Genomic DNA, 21,891 nt, shown 5'->3' on the forward strand with positions numbered 1-21,891 from the left:
TCGACCCCGCGCAAGCTCGAGCCCCGCGCCAAGGCGCGCGGCGTGCATTTCTTGGAGTCGCCGGTGAGCGGCGGCGTCGCCGGCGCGCGCGCCGCCACCCTGGCCGTCATGGTGGGCGGCGACCCCCAGGTGCTGGAGCGCGCCCGCCCGGTGCTCCGCTCCATCGGCCCCAACATCTTCAGCGTGGGCCCGGTCGGGGCCGGCAACACCGTGAAGGCGATCAACAACATGATGGCCTGCGTCAACTCGCTGGCCATGATGGAAGGGCTGGTGCTCGGGATCAAGGCCGGACTCGATCCCATGATCATCCACGACGTGGTGAAGGCGAGCAGTGGAGGGAGCAAGGCCCTCGATCGCATTCCGCGCGCGATCATTCCGCGCGATTTCGAGCCCGGCTTCAAGGTGTTCCTGATGAACAAGGACCTCGAGACCTTCAACACCATCGCCAAGGACCTCCACGTCCCCGTCAGCTTCTCCAACGTGGCCCAGCGCTACGAGCAGGCGGCCATGGCGGCCGGCCTGGCCGACAAGGACACCACGGTGGTCATGACCATCATCGAGAAGCTCGCCGCCCTGGAGGTGCCGCGCGGCAAGTAGGGGGTGCCCCTCCTGCCGGCACTCGTCGAGGCGGCCTCGGCCTGGTTCGCGAGGTCGCCTCTTCTTCTTGGTTACGTCGGCCTCTGCATTCTGGGCGCCTTCGTCGTCCGGGGATTCAGCGGTTTTGGCTCGTCGATGATCGCCGTCTCCGCCCTCACCCTCGCGATGCCGCCCGCTCAGGTGGTGCCGGCCATGTTCGCCCTCGAGATCGTGGCCTCGGTGGGTCTCTTGCCGTCGGTCTGGCACGACGTGGACTGGCGCTCGCTCGTGTGGATCGTCAGCGGCTGCATCGTGGCCACCCCGGTCGGGCTCGCCGTGCTCGCCCAGGCGCCGCTGAATCTCATGCGCGCCCTCGTCTCGGCCGTAGTGGTCATGGTCGCCCTCGTCTTGCTGAAGGGATTCGTCCTCCGGGCCACGCCGGGGCCCGGGGCGACCTTCGGGGTAGGATGCCTCGCCGGGCTCCTCAACGGATCGACGGGGCTCGCCGGACCTCCGGTCGTGATCTTCTATTTTTCCTCGGTGGGCGCCAGGGAGAGAGGCCGCGCCACCCTCATCGCGTTCTTCGTGGCCACCGATGTCTACGCGCTGCTGCTGGCGAGGGCGGGCGGCCTGCTGGACGCCCAGGCCATGGTCCTCGGGCTCTACGCGCTGCCCTTCGTCGCTCTCGGGATCTGGCTGGGGCACCGGCGCTTCATCGCCACCGAGCCGCAGACGTTTCGTCGGGTCGTGCTCTGGTTCCTCGCCGGTCTCGGGGTAGCCGGGCTCGTGCTGGCCGCGGTGAGGTACAGCGCAGCCACGTAGCCTGAGGTATGCTCGGGCGGCGTAGCTCATGCGGGACACCTGAGAGGACGGCCATGGCCCGCGGCAAGATTCTCGTCGCGATGATGATGCACGAGACCAACACGTTCTCGCCGGTGCCCACGCCCCTGGCCTCGTTCCGCCCGCTCTCCGGCCCCGCAGCCATCCAGGAGTTCCAGGACACCAATACCCAGCTCGGCGGCTTCCTGCACGTGGCCAAGGAGACGGGGGCGGAGATCGTCGTGCCCCTCGCGGCGGGCGCCCACCCGTCCGGCTATGTGGAGCGCGCGGCCTACGAGGACATGTGCGAGGCGATCGTGGGCGGGATCAGGAACGGCTGCGACGCGGCCTTCCTCGCCCTGCACGGCGCCATGGTGGCCGAGCACGTGGACGACGGCGAGGGCGAGCTCTTGCGTCGCATTCGCGCGGTGGCGCCACGCCTGCCCATCGCCGTGGGGCTCGATTTCCACGCGCACATGACGGCGCCCATGGTCGACCTCGCGACTGTCTTGACCGGGTACCGGACCTATCCGCACATCGACATGGGCGAGACGGCTCAGCGGGCCGCCCGGACGCTCGTGCGGGCCCTCGCCGGCGAGATCGAGCCCGTGATGGTATGGGGATGGCTGCCCATGATGACGAGCACGCTTGTGCACACTCCCTCTCGCCAGCCCATGAAGGACATCATGGACATGGCGATGGGCGCGGAGTCGTCCGGCGCCGTGGTCAACGCGTCCGTGTTCGGCGGCTTTCCGCATGCTGACATCCCGCATCTCTCCTGCTCGGCGGTGATCGTGTGCGACCGGCGCCCGGAGGCGGGCCAGGCCCTGCTCGACCAGCTGCTCGACCTGGCCTGGGACCGGCGCGAAGCATTCCTCTACCGCGGCGCCCCGCTTTCGAGCCAGATCGCGCAGGCACGGACGCTCGGCGAGGGCCCCATTGTCCTGGTGGATCATGGAGACAATACCGCCTCCGGGGGGACGCAGGACGTGATGAGCGTGATCGAGGAGACCATGCGACAGGGCCTCGCGGACGTCGTGGCCGGACCGATCTGCGATCCTGCCGGCATCGCGCGTATTCTGGCCGCGGGCACCGCGGCCAGCGTCACCCTGCCTCTGGGCGGCAAGGTCGACATGCCACAGGTCAATCTCACGGGCAGGCCGCTCACCATCACCGGCAAGGTCGCGCGCATCACGGAGGGCGAGTTCGTGGTCACGGGGCCGATGGCCACGGGCACGCGCGTGCGCATGGGCCGGACCGCCGTGCTCGATACCGGAAGCATGCAGATCGTCGTCTCGGAGCGCCGCAGCGAGCCGTTCGATGTGGGCGTGTTCACTCACTGTGGCATCGACCCGCGTGGCAAGCGATACGTCCTCATCAAGTCGCGGCAGCACTTCCGGGCCGGCTTCGAGCCGATCGCCCGGCACATCGTCCTGTGCGACGGTGAGGGCGTCACCAGCTCGGACCTCCAGCGCTTCACGTATCGGAACCGCCGCCGGCCCCTCTATCCGTTCGAGGCCAACGTCCACCCCGTTCCCCGCACCCGAAGTGGAGGACCACGATGATCCAGTTCAAGAAGCTGACCTACGAGGCCCTCGAGGTCGGCGAGGAGTTCGTCTCCGACGAGCATCTCGTCACCCCCGAAGACGTCGAGACGTACGCCTTCGCGGTGGAGGATCACCATCCCTGGTTCCTCGAGGACTCGCCCTTCGGGGGCCCCATCGCGCACCCCACGCTGCTCGGGAACCAGGCCCTGCGCATGCGCCACGGCCGCTACATCGTACACGCGGGGCTTCACGCGAAGATGGACTTCGAGTTCCTGGAGCCGATCCGGCCCGGCGTGCGCACGCGCTCGCGCGGCAAGGTCGTCGACAAGTACGAGCGCCGCGGCAAGCCCTACATGGTGACGGAGTTCGTGACCGAGGACGAGAACGGCACGCCGCTCGTCCGTGGCCGCTTCACCCAGATGCTCTTTCGCGACTGAGAGGCCAGCCATGGAGACCATGACCGAGACCCTCCCGTCCCTCGTGAAGGAGATCTCCCAGCGCAAGATCGACGCGTATTCCGTGGTGCGGCCGCGCTCCATTCACACGGATGAGAGCTGGGCGAGGGCCAAGGGATTCCGCGCTCCCCTTGCTCAGGCCATGATGTCGACGGCCTATGTCTCGGAGATGATGACGCGGTTCCTGGGCGCTGGCTTCGTCAAGGGCGGCACGATCTCGATGACTTTCGTCAAGCCCGTCTATGCCGGAGACCGGCTCACCGTGCACGGCGTGGTCAAGGACCGGCGCCCGGAGCATGGCGGCACGCGGATCGTGGTGGAGGTCTGGTGCGTGAACCAGCACGGCGAGAAGACGGCGATCGGCACTGCGAGCGGCCTCGAGCCGTGAAGCGCAGCACGGAGCGTATCCTCACCACCCACACGGGCAGCCTGCCGCGGCCTCCCGACCTGACGGCGATGCTGGAGTCGATGGACGCCGGGTACGCGCTCGACCCCGCCGCCTTCGACGACCGGGTGCGCCGCGCGGTGGCGGACATCGTGCGGCAGCAGGTGCAGGCAGGGCTCGACATCGTCAACGATGGCGAGCAGGGCAAGGTCGGCTACTCGACGTATGTGCGGCATCGCCTCACGGGGTTTGGGGGACAGAGTGCGCTGCCGAGCCGGGCCGACTGGGCCGACTTTCCCGAGGCCGCCGCCCGCGCCGAGCGGCGCTCGGCCGTGTCCCGCCCCTCCTGCGATGGCCCCATCGAGTGGCAAGACCGCGGGGCCGTGCAGAAGGACGTGGCCAACCTGCGCGCCGCCCTCGACGGCGTCAAGCCGACGGAGGCCTTCATGACGGCCGCCTCGCCCGGCGTCATCGCCCACTTCCTGCGTAACGAGTACTATCCGAGCCGGGAGGCCTACCTGGCGCGCCTCGTCGACGTCATGAAGGAAGAGTACGACGCCATCCACCGCGCGGGATTCGTGCTCCAGGTCGACTGCCCCGATCTCGCCATGGGGCGCCACCTCGCCTTCCCGAGCCTCAGCAACGCGGAGTTCGTGAAGATCGCCGAGGCCAATGTGGAGGCGCTCAACCACGCCCTCCGCGACATCCCGCCGGACCGGATGCGGCTGCACCTCTGCTGGGGTAATTACGAGGGGCCGCATCATCGGGACATTCCGCTGCGGGAGATCATCCACGTGGCCCTCAAGGCCCGGCCCCAAGCCCTCTCACTCGAAGGCGCCAATCCGCGCCACGAGCACGAATGGGTCGTGTTCCAGGAGGTGCGCCTGCCTGAGGAGAAGATTCTCATCCCCGGCGTGCTCGACTCCACCACCAACTTCATCGAGCACCCCGAGCTGGTTGCCCAGCGGCTCGTCCGCTATGCCGAGGTGGTGGGCCGGGAGCGCGTGATGGCCGGCACCGATTGCGGCTTCGCGACATTCGGACGATCCACCCTCCAGGTCGAGCCCGAGATCGCGTGGGCCAAGTTCAAGTCGATGGCCGAGGGGGCCCGCCTCGCTTCCGCCCGCCTCTGGTCCTGATCAGCACGTTTCACATCCCTCTCCCCTCAGGGGAGAGGGGAGGGTGAGGGGTGGTCTTCGATAAGGAGAACACGATGAAGATCGGGATCTTCCTGACGAATCAGAACCCGGTGGGAAGTGACATGATCTCCGCCCTCGAGGACCAGTGCCTCATGACGCGCCTGGCGCGGGATCGCGGCTGGGACGCCGTGGCCACGGGCCAGCACTACCTCAGCGAAGGCATGAGCCAGCTTCAGCTCATCCCATACCTGGCCCGCCTGGCCGCCGACGCGGGCCACATGACGGGCGTGGCCGGGGTCCTGCTCATCGGCCTGCACAACCCCGTGGAAGTGGCGGAGTGCATGGCCTCCCTCGACGTCATCTGGCAGGGCAACTTCGTGTTCGGCATCGGGCTCGGGTATCGGGACGTCGAGTTCGACGCCTTCAAGGTGCCCCGCGGGCAGCGCCTGCGTCGATTCGAGCAGTGTCTGGAGGTCGTGAAGCGTCTGTGGACCGAGGACAAGGTGACGGTGGACAATGACGTCTGCACGCTCTCGAACGTCACCCTGACGTGCCGGCCCGTCCAGCAGCCCCACCCGCCCATCTGGGTGGCCGCCAACAACGACAACGCCATCCGGCGCGCCGCGCGAATCGGCGACACGTGGTTCGTGAATCCACACGCGACCATGACCACCATCAAGCGGCAGATGGAGCTGTACCGCGCCGAGCTGGCGAGGCTCGGCAAGCCGTTCCCGCGGGTCCTTCCCCTCATCAAGGAGATCTTCTGCGCCAGGGACACTCCGACCGCGCTGGAGATGGCCGGCCCTTATCTCGCCAACAAGTACCGCACGTATGCGTCGTGGGGACAGGACGCCGTGATGCCCGGGGACGAGACCTTTCACCAGCCCTTCGAGTCTCTGCTCCGTGACCGGTTCGTGTTCGGAAGTCCGGAGGAGTGCTACGAGCAGCTGCGGCCGTGCTGGGAAGAGGCGGGCGCCAATTTCCTCTTCTTACGCACGCATTGGAGCGGCATGCCGGTGGGGCCTGCCCTGGCCAGCATGCGTCTGATCAGCGATGAGCTGCTTCCGGCCTTGCGCCGGATCTAGGCGGGGGACTGAAGCTCAGGTCCGCGCTATCCCTTCTACGAGGGGTCCTTCTCTCTCGTCCTGGTCACGCCGCGGGCGATGCCGATGCCGACCAGGCAGATGACGCCCACCCCTATCCATTTCGGGGGCACATGGAGCAAGTGGGCACCGATGGCCAGGCCAATGATCAGGATGCAGTACCCGATGAGATAAATCCCGAAGGCCATTGGCCATTCCTCCTTTGGCGAGCCTCGCACCCCATGCGGCCGCCGACTCTGCGTCAGCATAACGCATTCGTCGGCGGTACCATGAGCTCATGGCGAGCGTGAAGAAGCGGCTTCCCGGAAACGCGGCGGGCGAATTCTACGTCGACTCGACCTGCATCGACTGCGACCAGTGCCGGCAGATCGCGCCGGCAACTTTCCGCGCCAAGGGCGAGCACTCGATCGTGTTCCGCCAGCCCGCCACCGCTGGCGAAGCGCGGCGGGCCGAGAAGGCCATGGTCACGTGTCCCATCGGCTCCATCGGCGCCCTGGGGAAGCGCGACCTGTCGGAGGCGATCGCCGCCTATCCCGAGCGGGTCGAGGGGAACGTGTATTTCTGCGGCTTCGCCTCCGAGGACACCTACGGCGGCTCGAGCTATCTCGTCGTCCGCCCCCAGGGCAACGTGCTCGTCGACTCACCCCGCTTCGCCCGCCACCTCGTCCGCCGGATCGAGGAGATGGGCGGCGTCCGCTTCATGTTCCTGACGCATGTCGATGACGTCGCGGAGCACGCGAAGTTCCGGAGTCACTTCGGGTGCGAGCGTGTGATGCACGCGGACGACGCCCGCTTTCCCGTCGAGCGCCGCATCGAGGGCAGGGAGGCGACCCGCCTGGAAGATGACCTCCTCGTGATCCCGACGCCCGGTCACACCAAAGGGCATCAGGTGCTCTTGTACTCCGGGCGCATGCTCTTTACCGGCGACCATCTCGCCTGGTCTCCGAATGTCCGCCGTCTGGCCGCCTCTCGCGATGTCTGCTGGTACTCCTGGACGGAGCAGACGCGCTCCATGGAGAAGCTCCTCGCGTATCGCTTCGAATGGGTGCTGCCCGGTCACGGGCACCGTCACCAGTGCTCGAGCGAGGAGATGCACCGGCACCTGGAGCGCTGCGTGCGATCGATGAAGGGCGAGCAGAAGCGATCCATCCGCGCGATCTCTTGACCCCGGGAGTGGGAGCCGCCGCGGGCCTTGCTGCCGTGAGCTGACCGGACATATACGCCCACCCCGGAATGGCGCCTCGGTGTATGGTGTCCGGGTCCCCAAATGAACATCACGATCCTCGACGACTACCCGGACACCATCAGGACGCTGCCGTGCTTCAGCAAGGTGGCCGGCCATCACATCACGATCTGGAATGACCACACCAAGGACACCGGCACGCTGGCCGAGAGGCTCCGGGAGACCGAGGCGCTGGCCCTGCTTCGCGAGCGCACCCCGATTCGTGCGCCCCTCCCCGAGCGCCTCGACAAGCTCCGGCTCATCGTCTACCCGCGTCAAAACCAGCCGCGCCGGGGGCGCTGGAGGCGGCCCTTCGCGCCGGCCGCCCGGCCATGGCGGCCGTGGACGTCTTCGAGGACGAGCCGGTGCTGGGCGCCAAGCATCCGCTCCTGGGCATGGACAATGTGGTGGGCACTCCACACCTTGGCTACGTCGAGCAGGGCGGGCTCCAGCAGATGCTCAGCACAATCTTCGACCAGATGCTCGCCTATGCGAGCGGCCAGCCGATCAACGTGGTGAATCCGGACGCCCTGAAAGGATGAGACGCGCATGACCATCAAGGGCAAGGCCTACATAGGAGGGATTTACGAACATCCCACGCGCAAGGCCGACGACAAGTCGCTGGCCCAGCTCCACGCCGAGTCCGCCCGGGGGGCGCTGGAGGACGCGGGGCTGACCGGGAAGGACGTGGACGGCTATTTCTGCGCGGGTGATGCGCCCGGTCTGGGCGGGCTCTCCATGGCGGACTACATGGGGCTCAAGCTCCGCCACATGGACACGACGGAGACGGGCGGGTCCTCCTACGTCATTCACGTGGCCCACGCCGCGGAGGCCATCGCCGCCGGCAAGTGCAACGTGGCGCTCATCACCCTGGCGGGCCGGCCGCGGGCCGAGGGCATGGCCACGGGCACGGCGCCGCGCAACTACGGCGCCTCCCCGGACGCCGCCTTCGAGTATCCGTTCGGGCCGACGGTGGTGAATCAGTACGCGATGGCCGCCATGCGACACATGCACGAGTTCGGGACCACGAGCGCCCAGCTGGCCTGGATCAAGGTGGCCGCCTCGCACCATGCCCAGCACAATCCGCACGCGATGCTGCGCGAGGTCGTTACGGTCGAAGACGTGGTGAATTCGCCGATCATCTCCGATCCGCTCCACCGGCTCGACTGCTGCGTCATCAGCGACGGCGGTGGGGCGATCGTCGTCGTCAAGCCGGAGATCGCCAAGAGCCTCAAGCGACCGCGCGTCAAGGTGATCGGGGCGGGGGAAGCCTCGAAGCACCAGATGGGCGGCAAGGTGGACCTGACGTATACGGGGGCGGTCTGGTCGGGGCCGGCCGCCTTCGCGGAAGCCGGCGTCACGCCGGCCGACATCAAGTACGTGTCCATCTACGACAGCTTCACCATCACGGTGCTCATCACCCTGGAGGATCTGGGCTTCGCGGGAAAAGGCCAGGGGGGCAAGCTCGTGGCCGACGGCAATCTCATTTCCGGCACGGGCAAGCTGCCGTTCAATACCGACGGGGGCGGGCTCTGCAACAACCATCCGGCAAACCGGGGCGGCCTGACCAAGGTGGTGGAGGCCGTGCGCCAGCTCCGCGGCGAGGCGCATCCCAAGGTGCAGGTGAAGAGCTGCGACGTCGCGCTCGCCCACGGCACCGGGGGCTCGCTGGCCACGCGGCACGGCAGCGCCACCCTCATCATGGAGAGGGAGTGAGCCATGGCTGCTCAGGAGCGGAAGATCCCGGCGCCCGAAGCCAATCCAGAGACCAAGCCCTTCTGGGACGCGGCCGCGGAAGGGCGGCTGCTCGTCAAGAAGTGTGTGACCTGCGGCCAGGTGCATTTCTATCCGCGGGCCATCTGTCCGTTCTGCGGGAACGACAAGACGGAGTGGGTGACCGCGTCGGGCCGCGGCACCGTCTATTCCTATAGCGTGATGCGGCGGGTGCCCATCCCGTACGCGCTGGCCTACGTGACCCTCGAGGAAGGCGTGACGATGATGACCAACATCGTCGACGGCGACCTCGACGCCATCCGGATCGGCCAGCGGGTGACCGTGGCCTTCAAGCCGAGCGAGGGCGGCCCCCCCGTCCCCATGTTCCGCCCGATGTGACAGGATGGAATACGACTTCCTCCTCGACACCTATGACAGCGAGCGGCTCAAGACGCTCGCTGTCTGGAGCATGTTCGCGGATGCGGATTTGCCGATCCGCCCCCGCGCCTTGCCCCCGCGAGACAGGAATCCGCTCGAGCACATGGTCCATCAGTGCCTGAGCGAGGACAAATGGTTCTGCCGGATGTTCGGCATCGATGTCGGCGCGCCCCCGGTGCCCGCCCGCGAGACGCGCCTGGAGTTCATCAAGCGGTATGCGGAGGATTCGGGCAAGCGGCTCGCCGCGCTGCGGGAGAAGGACCGCGCGTGGTGGCAACGGGAGGTAGCCTTCTTCGATAAGACGCGAAGCATCGCCTGGATCATGGTCCGGCGCATCGCGCACACCGCGCATCACCGGGGAGAGATGACGACGCTCCTGCGACTGCTGGGGCGTCAGGTGCACAGCGTTTACGGGCCGTCGGCCGATACGGGCGGCCTGCCCGACAACAATGCCCGGACCATCTACGCCTATCCGGACATCGAGTCACTGATCGCGGGGGAGTCGCGCGGAGGCGCGAAGACCGCCTTGCCAGGCCCCGGAGACAGGCCGAGCACCGAGCGGCCTGATCGGTAGGTAGGCCTGGGCCACGGATCGCTCGAGATGGAGCCCCCGTTTCGGAGCCTGCTGTACGACCGCCCGGACCTCTACGACCTCGTCTTCCCGGACCCGGGCGAGACGCTGGTCGGGATGTGCCGTCAGGCGTTCGCGCGCTACCTGCCCTCTCCCCCGACGTCGCTCGTGGATCTCGGCTGCGGCAATGGCCACCACCTGGTGTTACTCGGTGCATCGATAGCGGAGTGCTGGGGCGTCGATGTGCTGGAGTCCAATATCGCCTTCGCGCGCTCGCGCGGAAGCTCGTGCGTTTTTCGGGACGGCGACATGCGCACGGTACGCCTCGGGCGGACATTCGACGCCGTGATCTGCCTCGGCAATGCGCTCTCCTACCTGCTGACCGACGAGGAGCTCGCGCAAGGGGTTGCGACATTTGACGCCCACGCCCGGCCCGGGTCGCTACTCGTCCTCGACCTGCTCAATGCCCGCTGCTACCTGGACGGCGACGGATTTCGCGAGCGTATCGAGGGGCGCATCGAGACGCCGGACTTCACGGCCGATTCCGTGGCCGTGCACCGCCTCGATCGGCTCACGCGCCGCCTGAAGCGCACGCGTACCTGGCGAACCCCCCGCCAACCCGACGTCGTGGATGTCGCCGAGTACCGGTTGCTCTACCCCGAAGAGATCCGGCGGCTCCTGGGGGCCGGCGGGTTCGAGGTGCTCGCGATGTACGACAACCGCGAGTTCAAGGACTCGGATCTCGCGGGAACCGTCACGGGCGAGCCCGACTGCGCGGGCATGCGGGGCCGCAAGCTCTACGTCTTCGCCCGGAAGTCATGAGCCCCCTTGACAGGGCCGTCGTCACGGGGTTACGTGGCACGGAGATGGAAGACCACAGAGGAGGAGACCGATGAAGATCAAGGCGGCCAATGGCTTTGCGCGGATCCTCAAGAGCGAGGGCATCCCGTGGGTGAGCTGCTATCCCACCAATCATGTGAACAATGCCCTCGGCGAAGAGGGCGTGCCCATCCTCATGATGGGAGAGGAGCGCTTCGCCGTCGCGGTGGCCGACGGCTTCTCGCGGGTGACGAGCGGGAAGCGGATCGGCGTGTGCACCGTCATGGCCAACCTGAATGCCGCGGGCATCCAGATGGCCTACGGCGCCATCGCCCAGGCCTGGGAGGATTCCTCGCCGCTTCTCGTCATCGCCGAAGGCGTGGGCCAGGGCGCGAGCCGGCACACTCACTTCGACATGGCCGCGGCCTTCAAGTCCGTGACGAAGTGGGTGGGCAAGATCGATCGCGCCGACCTCGTGCCCGACTACCTCCGCCGGGCCTTCACCCAGCTTCGCTCGGGACGGCCGGGACCCGTGCTGCTGCTCGTCCCGCGCGATCTGGGCGAGTACGACGAGGCCGAGCACCCCTACACGCCGGTGAAGGGCTGGAGATCGGGCCCCGATCCGGATGACGTGAAGACGGCCATCCGGACTCTCCTGGGGGCGAAGGACCCGCTCCTCTACGTGGGTGAGGGCGTCCTCTACGCCGACGCCACCAGCGAATTGCTCAAGTTCGCCGAGCTCGCGCAGGTGCCCGTGCTCACCACGCTGAAGGGGAAGAGCGCCTTTCCCGAGAACCACCCGCTCTCCGTGGGCTGCCGGGGCTCGCTGGCCGAGCACTTCCTCCGCAAAGCCGACGTCCTCTTCTCGATCGGCTCGAGCCTGTTTCCCAACCGCTTCAGCCATGCCGTGCCCGACCCCGACAAGAAGACCATCATCCAGTGCACGGTGGACACGCTGGACATCAACCGGAGCTATGAGACGCGCCACGCCGTGATCGGCGACGCCAAGCTCACCCTCCAGGCCCTGGCCGACGAGCTCGGCCGCCGGCCGGGCGGCGCGCGCAAGAAGCCAGAGCTCATCGAGGAGATCCGCCAGGGCAAGGAGGTCTTTCTCGCGAAGTTCCGTCCGTGGATGGAGTCGACCGATATCCCGATCAATCCGTATCGTGTGCTCGGCGACCTCATGAAGGTGCTCGACCCGAAGAATTCGTTCGTCACCGCGGATTCGGGCAACACGCGGGACCAGACGAGCACGGTGTACGAGGCGCAGATCCCGCGCGGGTTCCTGGGCTGGGGCAATGTCTCCACCCTGGGCTTCAGCCTGGCCGGCGTGGTCGCGGCCAAGCTCGCGTATCCGGAGCGGCAATGCGTTCACGTCACGGGCGACGCGGGCGTCTGCTACATGATGGGCAACTTCGAGGCGGTCGCGCGCTACGGCATCGGGATCACCACGCTTCATATCAACAACGGCGGCTACTCGGGCTATGGCCCCGGCTTCTGGGGCGCGGGCCATGATCCCTATACATGGAAGGTGTCCGACCACGGGTCGGCCTGCATGGCGTCCATGGCCAGGGCCGTGGGCTTCCACGCCGAGGACGTGACACAGCCCTCGGAGATCATCCCGGCTCTCAAGCGAGCCCTCGACGAGAACGTCAAGGGCCGGCCCGCCTTCCTGGAGTTCATCTGCTCGCATCATCCGGTGCACGGGGGCTGGGTCCGGAGCGCGTAGCAACTATCCCTCTCCCCTCAGGGGAGAGGGCAGGGTGAGGGGTGGGTCTTTCCCTGATGATTCTCCCGATAGGAGTAGCTCAGTAAATGCCTGACGACTGGAAGCCCGAGCTCGACGAGCTGCGACGGCGCGAGGCCTTCGCCGAGCAGCTCGGCGGGCCGGCGCGTGTGAAGCGCCAGCACGACGAGGGGCGGCTGACCATCCGCGAGCGCCTCGCGCGCCTGGTCGATCCCGACACCTTCCACGAGGTGGGCAAGATCGCGGGCAAGGCGACGTACGACGCGGACAACGAGCTCGAGAGCCTGACCCCGTCCAACTTCGTCTTCGGCCGCGCGCGCGTGGACGGCCGGCCCGTGGTGGTGGGCGGCGACGATTTCACCGTGCGGGGCGGCTCGGCCGACGCCACCATCAAGGGCAAGCACCTCATGTGCGAGCGGATGGCCCAGGAGCTGCGGCTGCCCCTCATCCGCCTCGTCGAGGGCTCGGGGGGCGGGGGCTCCGTCAAGACCATCGAGACCACGGGCCGCGCCAACGTCCCTGGCGTCGACGGCTGGGAGATCGTGGTCGACAACATGGCCATCGTGCCCCGCGTGGCCCTCGGGCTCGGCTCGGTGGCCGGGCTCGGCGCCGCGCATCTGGCCGCCGCGCACTACTCCGTGATGGTCAAGAACATCTCCGCGCTTTTCGTGGCGGGCCCGCCCGTGGTGGAGCGCATCGGGCAGAAGCTGACCAAGAACGAGCTGGGCGGCTGGGAGATCCAGCTGAAGGCGGGGGCGGTGGACGATGCCGTCGATACCGAAGACGAGGCCTTCGCGCGCGCCCGGCGCTTCCTCTCCTACCTGCCCTCTTCCATCGACGATCTGCCGCCGCGCGGGCCACGCACGGACGATCCCAATCGCCGTGAAGACTGGCTCTTCGGGGCCATTCCGCGCGATATCCGCAAGACGTATCGCATGCGGAAGATCGTCGAGGCCGTGGTCGATCTCCATTCCTTCTTCGAGATCGCGCCGCTCTACGGCCGCTCCGTCATCACGGGGCTGGCCCGGCTGGCCGGCTGGCCGGTGGCCATCATGGCGAGCGACCCGAACAACTATGGCGGCGCCTGGTCGGCCGATACCTGCCAGAAGGTCGAGCGCTTCGTCGACACGGCGCAGACCTTCCACCTGCCCGTCGTCTATCTCGTGGACTGCCCGGGCTTCCTGATTGGCCTCGAGGCCGAGCGCACGGGGACGATCAAGCAGGGCGTGCGCGCCATGTCGGCCATGTGGCAGACGAGCGTGCCGTGGTGCGCGGTGATCGTGCGGAGCTCCTTCGGCGTGGCGGGCGCCGCCCACCGTAACGGCCGGCGCTACTGCACGCGCTACGCGTGGCCGTCGGGGCGCTGGGGCTCGTTGCCCCTCGAGGGTGGGATCGAGGCGGCCTACCGGGCCGACATCGACGCGGCGGACGATCCAAAGGAGAAGATGGCGGAGATCGAGACCCGGCTCAACAAGCTCCGCTCGCCGTTCCGTTCGGCCGAGACGTTCTGGATCGAGGAGATCATCGATCCCCGCGACACGCGGCCGCTCCTCTGCGAGTTCGCCGAGCTGGCGGCGCCACTCCGCCGCCCCGGCCCCTCGTCGCACGGGATGCGGCCGTGATCAAGAGCGAGCGGCGGATCCTCGTCACGCATGTGGGCAGCCTCCCGCGCCCGGCCGCGCTGCGCGACCTGCTCGTGCGCCAGGAGCGAGGGGAGGCCATCGACGCGGCAGCGCTGGAGCGCGAAGCGGACGCGGCCATCCGGCGCGTGGTCGCCAAGCAGTTCGAGGTCGGCATCGACGTGGGCAATGACGGAGAGATGCCGCGTCCCGGGTTCTCGACCTATGTCGCGGGACGCATGCGCGGCTTCGGGGGCGAGAGCAAGCGGCGGCTGGCCCGCGATCTCATCGAACATCCAGATTTCGAGGCGATGCTCGCCCAGCGCCGGCGGAGCGCCGCGCGCATCGGCAACGCGCCCCAGTGCGTCGGGGAGATCGACTACGCCGACCTCGGCGCGGCCGGCCGAGAATGCGATCTCTTTCTCGCCGCCACCCAGAAATCGCCGGGGTTCGCCGAGCGCTTCATGACGGCCGCCTCCCCCGGAGTCATCGCCACCATCCTGCTCCGCGCCCACTACGATTCGCACGAGGCCTATATCGCCGCCCTGTCCCGCGAGATGCGCAAGGAGTACGCGCTCATCCATTCCCGCGGGCTCGTGCTCCAGGTCGATTGCCCCGATCTCGCCATGGAGCGGACACGCTTCTTCCAGGACGACTCGCTCGATCGCTTCCTGGCCATGGTCGACCTGCACATCGACGCCATCAACCAGGCCACCGTGGGGATCCCCGCCGAGGGCATCCGCCTGCACGTGTGCTGGGGCAACTACGACGGCCCCCACACCCACGACGTGCCCCTGGAGCCGCTGCTGCCGCATCTCTACCGGGCCCGTGTGGGCGCGCTGTCGCTGCCCCTGGCCAATCCGCGCCACCAGCACGAGTACAAGGTCCTGCGGCGGAACCCGCCTCCCGGCACCATGCTCCTCTTGCCCGGCGTCATCGACAGCACCACCAATTACGTCGAGCATCCCGAAGTGGTGGCCGACCGCATCGGCCAGGCCGTGGAGGCGATGGGCGATCGGACGCGGGTGATCGCCTCGACGGACTGCGGCTTCGGCACCTTCGCGGGCTCGGAGAACGTGGCGGAGAGCGTGGTGTGGGCGAAGCTGCGCGCGCTGCGGGAAGGCGCGGACCTGGCCACGAAGCGGCTGTGGGGGTGACAGCCGCCCCTGAAGGGGGATTTAGGCTCCGGTTCTGTCCTCTTGAAGCGCGGCCGCCGGGCGCGCCGCGACGGCCGGCGCGCTACGTCCCGAGCCGGTGACCAGGCGAAGGAAGCCGGGGGAGAGGCGCGGATCGAGGGTGTCGCGGATCCCGTCGCCGAGCAGGTTGAAGGCGAGCACCGTGGTGGTGATGGCAAGGCCGGGGAAGAACACGAGCCACCACCGCGGCACCAGGCCCGTGATCGAGTCCGCGAGCATATTGCCCCAGGTCGCGGTGGGCGGCGGCACGCCCACGCCGAGGAAGCCGAGGGCCGCCTCGATGACGATGGCCACGCCGAGGTGGGTAGTGGCGAGCACGAGGTAGGGCGCCACGCACTGAGGCAGGACGTGAAGGCGCATGATGCGGAACGCCGAGGCGCCGCTGGCCCGTCCCGCCTCGACGTAAGCCATCTCGCGCACGGTGATCGCCACCGAACGGATCACCCGGCCCCCAAAGGGAATGCGCGTGACGGCGATGGCGACGATGACGGCCGGCAGTCCCGTCCCGATGGCCATGGAAATGGCCATGGCCAGGATGAGATCCGGGAACGCCTGCAAGATCTCCATGATGCGCTGGCTGGCCAGGTCGAAGCGCCCGCCGAGATAACCGCAGGCCACGCCCCACAGCGAGCCCACCGTTGTTCCCAGGAGCACGGCCGAGAAGGCCACGAAGAGCGACGTGCGCGCGCCGTGGATGACGCGGGAGAGCGTGTCCCGTCCCACCTGGTCGGTGCCGAACAGAGACTGCGCGTCCGGCTCGTGGTTCATCCGGCGGAAATTCGTCTTGAGCGGGTCCAGGGGCGCGACCCAGTTCGCCCCCAGCGCGATGGCGACGATGAGCAGGCCCACGAGGGCGCCGGCCGCGGACAGCGGCGTGCGCCCGGCGAAGGCGACGAGCTCGCGGATCACCGAGCGCTCCCCGTTTGCCCGCGCGGGCTCAGGCATAGTGGATGCGCGGGTCCAGCCAGGCATAGCTCAGGTCCACGAGCAGGTTCACCACCACGAAGATGGCCGCGTAGAGCAGCACGAGATTCTGGACGACGATGATGTCGCGCTCGATGACTGCAGTGACGAGCGCGCGACCCAGGCCGGGGACGCCGAAGGCCTGCTCGACGGCGACGGAGCCGCCCAGGACGAAGCCGAGGAGGACACCGGAGATCGTGATGACGGGCAGCAGGGCATTCGGCAGGGCGTGGCCCAGCACCACCCGACGCTCCACCACCCCCTTGGCCCGGGCCGTGCGCACGTAGTCCTCGCGAATCACCTCGAGCAGGCACGAGCGCGCCATGCGCGCGATGTACGCGCCCTGGGCGAGCCCGAGCACCACGGCGGGACCCAGGACGATCTGGAAGTTCTGCCACGGCGACTGCCACACTTGGACGATGATGATGGGCGCCTTGTAGCCGAACCAGAACAGGAGCGCCAGCACGATGAGCATGCCGAGCCAGAAGCCCGGGATGGCGATGAACAGGATGGCGAGGGAGCGGGTGATATTGTCGATGGAGCTATTGGGCTTGATCGCGCTCACGATGCCGATTGGCAATCCGACGAGCCAGGAGACGATGAGCGCGAGGATGCCGATCTCGGCGCTGATGGGGCCGCGATGCAGGATGAGATCGGCCACGGTGTCGCCCCGGAAGAACGACTTGCCCAGCTTGCCCGTGGCGATATCGCGCAGCCAGTGCACGTACTGCACAGGGAGCGGATCGGAGAGTCCGAGGTCGTGCATGATGCGCACGCGATCCTCTTTCGTCATCCTCGCGTGGCCCTCCACCCCGAGGATGGCCACCAGCGGATCGCCGGGCAGGATGCGCAGGACGACGAAGATGATCAGGGAGACCCCGACGAGGGTTCCCAGGGCGAAGAGAGCCCGCCGGGCGAGGTACTTGCGCACGCGTGATCGCTCGCGCTTCCGCCCGCCTCGCCCGGCGAGCTCCTCAGAGGGCTCCGGCTAGCGCCTTACGCCAGCCAGACCTGGTCCCAGCGGACCACGTCGTAGATGCCGAAGTACGTCGAGGGGTTCTGCCCCCGCACCTTGTTGTACCAGGCGTCGTAGATCTGCTCGTAGGCCACGGGAATCAACGGTGGATCTTGCTCCAGGATCTCTTCCGCCTTGCGTACCATGGCCTTGCGCTTCGTGTCGTCGAGCTCGCGCTCGATCTGCTTGGCGAGCGTCTGGAACTGCTCGTTGTTCCACCCGGAGTAGTTCTGAGGACCGTTCAGGCCGTACCAGGCGCTGAAGTAGTCGGAGGGGTCCATGAGGCTGGACACGATGGCGCTGATGGCGAGGTCGAAGTTGCCCGCGGCCGCCTCATCGAACCACACGGAGGTCTGCACCGTCCGCAGGTTGGTCTCGATATTGATGTGCTCCTTGAGCATGGCCTGGATGGCCACGGCCCAGAGCTTGAACGTCTGGATGTCACGCACGACGAAGTCGAGCCCCTTGATGCCCTGGCCGTAGCCCGCTTCCTGCATGAGCCGGCGCGCTTCCTGGACGGCGGGCTTCATGTCCTTCTGGTAGCCGAGGCGCTTCTCCAGATCGGCCTTCGGCGTCGACATTTCGTGGAACGGATAGACGAAACCGCCGATCTGCATGGGCGCGGTGTCCTTCACCACCTCGACCAGGGTGTGACGGTCCATGGCGAGGTGAATGGCCCGGCGCACGCGGGGGTCGGCGAGCGGCTTCCTCTTCATGTTCGTCCAGAAGGCCTGGATCACGCTCTGGTTGAAGGCGGCCGCCGTGACCCCGGGCATCTCCTTGGCCTTGCGCCAGGAGACCGGGTCCAGCAGCCGCGCATAGTCGACCTTGCCGGAGATGAACGCCGAGCCCAGCTCTGGCGAGAACGGGAACATGTGATAGACCTCGAGCTTGTCGAGATAGGGCAGCCCCTTGTTCCAGTAGTTGGGGTTGCGATCCATGATCCAGACCTCTTTGTCCTGCCGCGACACGTGCTTGAAGGGCCCCGTGCCAGGGTAGTTCATGACCTGCCGGAGATTACCCTGATTGTCGTCGAGGGTCTTCTTTCGGACGATGATGTTCCAGCCGCTGGCGAAGGAGCCCAGCATGAATGCCTTCGGCCGCGCCTCGGTCAGCCGGAACTCGATCTTGTGCGGATCCAGCACCACGATCTCGCCCACCGTGGTGAAGAGCGACGAGCGCGGGATGACCACGCCCTTGGGCGGCCGCACGATGCGCTCGTAGGTTGCCCTGACGTCCTCAGCGGTGAAGTCCGCCCCGTCGTGGAACTTCACGCCCTTCCGGAGATGGAAGGTGTACTTCTTGCCGTCCGGCGAGATCTCGTACTTCCACGCGAGGTCGGGGATGATGGTCTGCCCGTCCTTCGGATGGCGCCGGAGCAGGGTGTCGTACATCGGGCTCTGGGGCCCGATATTGGCCACGGTGCCGGACTGGTGCACGTCGAAGTGGGCCGGCGCGTTGTGGACTGCGTAGCGCAGCGTTCCGCCGCGCTTGGCCGCGGGATCAGGCCGGATGGGCGACGGTGTCTCCTGGGCCTCGGCCCTTCTGCGGAGCACGGCGGGGCCGAGGGCGGCGCCGCCCGCCACCCCTGCAGCGCGGAGGAAGGTGCGACGGCTCAGGGTGTGGGGTCGGTTGCCGGAGACGGGCTGGTTACTCATGTGGCACCCCCATTGGGTTTGGTCCGCGCATCGATGCACGGGTGCGCGAAAGATACACGACCGCCCGTCGAGAAACAAGGCGCAACGCGCGTGCGCCTCCGAGAAGCCCGGGACTGGCGCGGCACGGTGGCGGTACTCTAGGGGCGTGAAGGCCTATTACCACGCGAGGGCCCGTGAGTACGACGACTGGTGGCTGGGCCGAGGCCTCTTCGCGGGCAGGAAGCGGCCGGGGTGGGAAGACGAGCTCGAGGTGCTCGCCTCCGTACTCCGCGGTCTCCCCGCGGCGCGAACGCTCGACATCGCCTGCGGAACCGGTTTCCTGACCCGCCACCTGGCCGGCGAGGTGATCGGGCTCGACCAGAGCGATGCCATGCTCGTCCTCGCGCGGCAGCAGGCGCCGCGTGCCGGATTCGTCCTCGCCGACGCGCTCGCGCTGCCCTTCGCGGCGCGAAGCTTCGATCGCGTCTTCACGAGCTTCTTCTACTGCCACCTCGTCGAGGCGGAACGGCTCCGCTTTCTCGCCGAGGCGCGGCGCGTGGCCGGGGAGGTCGTGGTGGTGGGCAGCCGGCCTGGCGGCACCGAGCAACGCGCACGCTGGGAAGAGCGCACGCTCGCCGACGGCTCGCGCTGGAGCGTGTACAAGCGCGTGTTCGAGAAGGATGAGCTCTTCGCCGAGCTCGGGGGCGGTCGCCTCGTCCACGAGGGCCGGTGGTTCGTGGCCGTCTCCGTCTGATCCGCCCGTCCCCGGTGCCGCGCCCGCACCCTGAGCGTCCCTCTGCGTTACACTGACGCCCGACGCATATTCCGAGAGGAGGAGAACCATGGATGCCAATGTGAAGAAGAGCGTGCTGCGGATGATCCCCTACGGACTCTTTGTGCTGACCGCGAAGGGGAAGGACGACGCGGTGGCGGCCGGGACGGTGAACTGGGTGACCCAGGCCTCTTTCGCGCCCCCGCTCATCGTCGTGGGTGTGAAGACGGACTCACACGCGCATGCCGCCATCAAGCACTCGCAGGCCTTCGCGCTCAATGTGCTCGGCAAGGACCAGGGGCCCATGGCCTTCACCTTCTTCAAGCCCGCCGCCCTCGAGGGCCAGACCATCTCGGGCGAGCCGTTCCGGTGGGGGACGACGGGCGCGCCCATCCTGGAGCGGACGCCGGCGGCCATCGAGTGCCGGCTGGTGGACAGCGTCGAGCGCGGCGATCACTCGATCTTCGTGGGCGAAGTGGTCGAGGTGTCGCAGACCAAGGCGCCCGAAGGCCGGGCCGACGATGCCACCCTCTGGCTGAAGGACCTGGGGCCGAGCATCTTCTATGGGGGCTAGCGGGGCTTAGCCCTTTACGCTACCGGCCGTGAGCCCTTCCACCATGTGCTTCTGGAGATAGATGTTTCACACGAGACCAGATTCGGTGTCTCATGCGTGAGCCAGACCATGGCCATCCCGCGCGAGGAGGAGGACATCATGAGCACTGATCGCACCTACGTCACCCAGAACGATGCGGAGCGCAGCCGGCTGCGGTCCCTCGTGGCCCGGCTGAGCGACGCCGATCTCGCCCGTCCCATGCCCGCGGGCTGGACGGTCGCCGCGGTCCTCGCTCACCTGGCCTTCTGGGACCAGCGAATCCTGGTCTTGCTCGAGCAGTGGGAGCACTCTCCATCCGCCAGCCCTCCCCTCGAGAACGCTGCGGATGTCGACTGGATCAATGACGCGACGAAACCGCTTTTCCTCGCATTGACCCCACGCCGGGCCGCCGAGGTCGCCGTGGGCATCGCCGAGGCAGTGGATCGGAAGGTGGCCGCGTTGTCAGACGACTTCCTCGCGCGGAACAAGGCGGCGGGCAGCCCGCTCAACATGGTTCGCGCCGAGCATCGCCGGGAGCACCTTCAGGAGATCGAGCAGATCTTCGGCTGACTGCATTGACAGCCCTGCGGGATCGTAGAACAATCCGCTCCTGTCGCTGCCGTCGGGCCTGAGGGCCCGAGAAAGGCTCTCCCATGCGGACCACCACGCGTCTTCGCCAGATGCTCAGCCAACCCGGCATCATCGTCGCCCCGGGCGCCTACGATGGCTTCTCGGCGCGGCTCATCGAAGCGGCCGGCTTCTCGTGCGTTTACATGACCGGCGCGGGCACGGCGGCCTCGCATCTGGGCCAGCCCGATCTCGGGCTCGCCACGCTCACCGAGATGGCCAATCACGCCTCGCATCTGGCTTCCTGCGTGACGCTGCCCATCATCGCGGATGCCGACACGGGCTATGGCAATGTGCTGAACGTGGTGCGGACCGTGCGGGAATACGAGCGGGCCGGCGTGGCGGGGCTGCACATCGAGGATCAGGTGGCGCCGAAGAAGTGCGGCCACATCGCGGGCAAGCAGATCATTCCCGCGCAGGAGTTCTGCGACAAGATCCGCGCGGCGGCCGAGTACCGTACCGATGCCGACTTCGTCATCATCGCGCGCACGGACGCTCGGGCCGTGACGAGCCTGGACGACGCCATCGAGCGCGGCAATCGCGCCGCGGAGGCCGGCGCGGATGTCATCTTCGTCGAGGCGCCCCAGACGGACGACGAGATCCAGCGCGTGGCGCGCGAGGTCAAGGCGCCGCTCCTGGCGAATATGGTCCAGGGGGGTCGGACGCCCGCCGTCAAGACGGCAGAGCTCGAACGACTCGGCTTCAAGATCGTGATCTTCCCCGCGGTGTGCATGGCGGCGGCGGTTCCCGCCATGGAGCAATCGCTTCAGCGCCTGAAGGAGACGGGCACGGACTGGCACGATGGGCCCGTGCTCTCGCCCATGGACATCTTCCGCCGGGTCGGGTTCGACTGGTGGCAGCAGATCGAGGAGAAGTTCGCGCCCCGGTCGTGAGGATTCAGCCCTGGCGGCGGATGTATGCGTGTTCGTCGTAGGC

General features: G+C 67.7%; 24 protein-coding genes. 20 read left to right on the forward strand and 4 right to left on the reverse strand.

Features of this window, described 5'->3' with window-relative positions; genetic code table 11:
- From VGT00_12025 to VGT00_12055, 7 genes are all read left to right on the forward strand, one after another.
- A partial coding sequence (locus VGT00_12025) for an NAD(P)-dependent oxidoreductase (protein ID HEV8532138.1) occupies nucleotides 1-597 on the forward strand: 597 nt, incomplete at its 5' end.
- Between the two features lie 3 nt (nucleotides 598-600).
- Nucleotides 601-1,398, forward strand: coding sequence for a sulfite exporter TauE/SafE family protein (locus tag VGT00_12030; protein ID HEV8532139.1), 798 nt, complete (start codon nucleotides 601-603; stop codon nucleotides 1,396-1,398).
- 53 nt (nucleotides 1,399-1,451) lie between these two features.
- Nucleotides 1,452-2,960 carry a M81 family metallopeptidase gene (locus VGT00_12035; GenBank protein ID HEV8532140.1) on the forward strand — a complete coding sequence of 503 codons (1,509 nt, stop codon included), beginning with the start codon at nucleotides 1,452-1,454 and terminating at the stop codon, nucleotides 2,958-2,960.
- Nucleotides 2,957-3,379, forward strand: a complete 423-nt coding sequence (locus VGT00_12040) for a MaoC family dehydratase (protein ID HEV8532141.1) — start codon at nucleotides 2,957-2,959, stop codon at nucleotides 3,377-3,379. Before VGT00_12035 ends, VGT00_12040 begins: the two co-directional genes overlap by 4 nt.
- Before the next feature lie 10 nt (nucleotides 3,380-3,389).
- A complete protein-coding gene (locus VGT00_12045; GenBank protein HEV8532142.1) occupies nucleotides 3,390-3,785 on the forward strand; it encodes a MaoC family dehydratase in 396 nt (131 codons plus the stop codon).
- On the forward strand, nucleotides 3,782-4,921 hold the full coding sequence (locus VGT00_12050) for a cobalamin-independent methionine synthase II family protein (protein HEV8532143.1): 1,140 nt from the start codon (nucleotides 3,782-3,784) through the stop codon (nucleotides 4,919-4,921). The genes VGT00_12045 and VGT00_12050 overlap by 4 nt, the downstream gene beginning before the upstream one ends.
- A gap of 74 nt (nucleotides 4,922-4,995) precedes the next feature.
- Entirely contained in the window at nucleotides 4,996-6,006 is a 1,011-nt protein-coding gene (locus tag VGT00_12055; GenBank protein ID HEV8532144.1) for an LLM class flavin-dependent oxidoreductase, read from the forward strand.
- 35 nt (nucleotides 6,007-6,041) lie between these two features.
- On the opposite strand, the gene VGT00_12060 is transcribed toward VGT00_12055, so the two are convergent.
- Entirely contained in the window at nucleotides 6,042-6,212 is a 171-nt protein-coding gene (locus VGT00_12060; protein HEV8532145.1) for a hypothetical protein, read from the reverse strand.
- Nucleotides 6,213-6,301: 89 nt separating this feature from the next.
- Between VGT00_12060 and VGT00_12065 the strand changes: the two genes are divergently transcribed.
- From VGT00_12065 to VGT00_12105, 9 genes are all read left to right on the forward strand, one after another.
- Complete coding sequence (locus VGT00_12065) at nucleotides 6,302-7,189, forward strand: MBL fold metallo-hydrolase (GenBank protein ID HEV8532146.1); 888 nt, start codon at nucleotides 6,302-6,304, stop codon at nucleotides 7,187-7,189.
- Between the two features lie 389 nt (nucleotides 7,190-7,578).
- Nucleotides 7,579-7,788 carry an NAD(P)-dependent oxidoreductase gene (locus VGT00_12070; protein ID HEV8532147.1) on the forward strand — a complete coding sequence of 70 codons (210 nt, stop codon included), beginning with the start codon at nucleotides 7,579-7,581 and terminating at the stop codon, nucleotides 7,786-7,788.
- A 7-nt stretch (nucleotides 7,789-7,795) separates the two neighbouring features.
- On the forward strand, nucleotides 7,796-8,962 hold the full coding sequence (locus tag VGT00_12075; protein HEV8532148.1) for a thiolase domain-containing protein: 1,167 nt from the start codon (nucleotides 7,796-7,798) through the stop codon (nucleotides 8,960-8,962).
- 3 nt (nucleotides 8,963-8,965) lie between these two features.
- Nucleotides 8,966-9,358, forward strand: coding sequence for a Zn-ribbon domain-containing OB-fold protein (locus tag VGT00_12080; protein HEV8532149.1), 393 nt, complete (start codon nucleotides 8,966-8,968; stop codon nucleotides 9,356-9,358).
- Nucleotides 9,359-9,362: 4 nt separating this feature from the next.
- Complete coding sequence (locus VGT00_12085) at nucleotides 9,363-9,971, forward strand: DinB family protein (protein ID HEV8532150.1); 609 nt, start codon at nucleotides 9,363-9,365, stop codon at nucleotides 9,969-9,971.
- A gap of 27 nt (nucleotides 9,972-9,998) precedes the next feature.
- On the forward strand, nucleotides 9,999-10,790 hold the full coding sequence (locus tag VGT00_12090; protein ID HEV8532151.1) for a class I SAM-dependent methyltransferase: 792 nt from the start codon (nucleotides 9,999-10,001) through the stop codon (nucleotides 10,788-10,790).
- Nucleotides 10,791-10,860: 70 nt separating this feature from the next.
- Nucleotides 10,861-12,516 carry a thiamine pyrophosphate-dependent enzyme gene (locus VGT00_12095; GenBank protein ID HEV8532152.1) on the forward strand — a complete coding sequence of 552 codons (1,656 nt, stop codon included), beginning with the start codon at nucleotides 10,861-10,863 and terminating at the stop codon, nucleotides 12,514-12,516.
- A gap of 86 nt (nucleotides 12,517-12,602) precedes the next feature.
- Entirely contained in the window at nucleotides 12,603-14,156 is a 1,554-nt protein-coding gene (locus tag VGT00_12100; GenBank protein ID HEV8532153.1) for a carboxyl transferase domain-containing protein, read from the forward strand.
- On the forward strand, nucleotides 14,153-15,310 hold the full coding sequence (locus VGT00_12105) for a cobalamin-independent methionine synthase II family protein (protein HEV8532154.1): 1,158 nt from the start codon (nucleotides 14,153-14,155) through the stop codon (nucleotides 15,308-15,310). The genes VGT00_12100 and VGT00_12105 overlap by 4 nt, the downstream gene beginning before the upstream one ends.
- 21 nt (nucleotides 15,311-15,331) lie before the next feature.
- On the opposite strand, the gene VGT00_12110 is transcribed toward VGT00_12105, so the two are convergent.
- From VGT00_12110 to VGT00_12120, 3 genes are all read right to left on the reverse strand, one after another.
- On the reverse strand, nucleotides 15,332-16,258 hold the full coding sequence (locus tag VGT00_12110) for an ABC transporter permease (protein HEV8532155.1): 927 nt from the start codon (nucleotides 16,256-16,258) through the stop codon (nucleotides 15,332-15,334).
- Between the two features lie 28 nt (nucleotides 16,259-16,286).
- Nucleotides 16,287-17,243 carry an ABC transporter permease gene (locus VGT00_12115; protein HEV8532156.1) on the reverse strand — a complete coding sequence of 319 codons (957 nt, stop codon included), beginning with the start codon at nucleotides 17,241-17,243 and terminating at the stop codon, nucleotides 16,287-16,289.
- 65 nt (nucleotides 17,244-17,308) lie between these two features.
- Nucleotides 17,309-18,985, reverse strand: a complete 1,677-nt coding sequence (locus tag VGT00_12120) for an ABC transporter substrate-binding protein (GenBank protein HEV8532157.1) — start codon at nucleotides 18,983-18,985, stop codon at nucleotides 17,309-17,311.
- Nucleotides 18,986-19,130: 145 nt separating this feature from the next.
- On the opposite strand from VGT00_12120, the gene VGT00_12125 reads away from it, so the two are divergent.
- The 4 genes from VGT00_12125 (at nucleotide 19,131) to VGT00_12140 (ending at nucleotide 21,848) form a co-directional block, all read left to right on the forward strand.
- Complete coding sequence (locus tag VGT00_12125; protein ID HEV8532158.1) at nucleotides 19,131-19,718, forward strand: class I SAM-dependent methyltransferase; 588 nt, start codon at nucleotides 19,131-19,133, stop codon at nucleotides 19,716-19,718.
- Nucleotides 19,719-19,806: 88 nt separating this feature from the next.
- Nucleotides 19,807-20,310 carry a flavin reductase family protein gene (locus VGT00_12130; GenBank protein HEV8532159.1) on the forward strand — a complete coding sequence of 168 codons (504 nt, stop codon included), beginning with the start codon at nucleotides 19,807-19,809 and terminating at the stop codon, nucleotides 20,308-20,310.
- Nucleotides 20,311-20,418: 108 nt separating this feature from the next.
- Nucleotides 20,419-20,898, forward strand: a complete 480-nt coding sequence (locus VGT00_12135) for a maleylpyruvate isomerase N-terminal domain-containing protein (GenBank protein ID HEV8532160.1) — start codon at nucleotides 20,419-20,421, stop codon at nucleotides 20,896-20,898.
- Between the two features lie 83 nt (nucleotides 20,899-20,981).
- The gene (locus VGT00_12140; GenBank protein HEV8532161.1) at nucleotides 20,982-21,848 is read left to right on the forward strand and encodes an isocitrate lyase/PEP mutase family protein; all 867 of its coding nucleotides are present in this window, start codon (nucleotides 20,982-20,984) and stop codon (nucleotides 21,846-21,848) included.
- Nucleotides 21,849-21,891: the final 43 nt, after the last annotated feature.

This window comes from Candidatus Methylomirabilota bacterium, assembly GCA_036002485.1.
In the GTDB taxonomy this organism is placed as follows: Bacteria; Methylomirabilota; Methylomirabilia; order Rokubacteriales; family CSP1-6; genus AR37.

Bases quoted from the DNA above. Each gene is read 5' to 3' on its own strand.
- VGT00_12095 (HEV8532152.1), top strand. From the start codon at position 10,861: ATGAAGATCAAGGCGGCCAATGGCTTTGCGCGGATCCTCAAGAGCGAG.
- VGT00_12130 (HEV8532159.1), top strand. From the start codon at position 19,807: ATGGATGCCAATGTGAAGAAGAGCGTGCTGCGGATGATCCCCTACGGA.
- VGT00_12055 (HEV8532144.1), top strand. From the start codon at position 4,996: ATGAAGATCGGGATCTTCCTGACGAATCAGAACCCGGTGGGAAGTGAC.
- VGT00_12090 (HEV8532151.1), top strand. From the start codon at position 9,999: ATGGAGCCCCCGTTTCGGAGCCTGCTGTACGACCGCCCGGACCTCTAC.
- VGT00_12100 (HEV8532153.1), top strand. From the start codon at position 12,603: ATGCCTGACGACTGGAAGCCCGAGCTCGACGAGCTGCGACGGCGCGAG.
- VGT00_12075 (HEV8532148.1), top strand. From the start codon at position 7,796: ATGACCATCAAGGGCAAGGCCTACATAGGAGGGATTTACGAACATCCC.
- VGT00_12045 (HEV8532142.1), top strand. From the start codon at position 3,390: ATGGAGACCATGACCGAGACCCTCCCGTCCCTCGTGAAGGAGATCTCC.
- VGT00_12070 (HEV8532147.1), top strand. From the start codon at position 7,579: ATGGCGGCCGTGGACGTCTTCGAGGACGAGCCGGTGCTGGGCGCCAAG.
- VGT00_12135 (HEV8532160.1), top strand. From the start codon at position 20,419: ATGGCCATCCCGCGCGAGGAGGAGGACATCATGAGCACTGATCGCACC.
- VGT00_12140 (HEV8532161.1), top strand. From the start codon at position 20,982: ATGCGGACCACCACGCGTCTTCGCCAGATGCTCAGCCAACCCGGCATC.
- VGT00_12040 (HEV8532141.1), top strand. From the start codon at position 2,957: ATGATCCAGTTCAAGAAGCTGACCTACGAGGCCCTCGAGGTCGGCGAG.
- VGT00_12060 (HEV8532145.1), bottom strand. From the start codon at position 6,212: ATGGCCTTCGGGATTTATCTCATCGGGTACTGCATCCTGATCATTGGC.
- VGT00_12085 (HEV8532150.1), top strand. From the start codon at position 9,363: ATGGAATACGACTTCCTCCTCGACACCTATGACAGCGAGCGGCTCAAG.
- VGT00_12120 (HEV8532157.1), bottom strand. From the start codon at position 18,985: ATGAGTAACCAGCCCGTCTCCGGCAACCGACCCCACACCCTGAGCCGT.
- VGT00_12035 (HEV8532140.1), top strand. From the start codon at position 1,452: ATGGCCCGCGGCAAGATTCTCGTCGCGATGATGATGCACGAGACCAAC.
- VGT00_12065 (HEV8532146.1), top strand. From the start codon at position 6,302: ATGGCGAGCGTGAAGAAGCGGCTTCCCGGAAACGCGGCGGGCGAATTC.
- VGT00_12080 (HEV8532149.1), top strand. From the start codon at position 8,966: ATGGCTGCTCAGGAGCGGAAGATCCCGGCGCCCGAAGCCAATCCAGAG.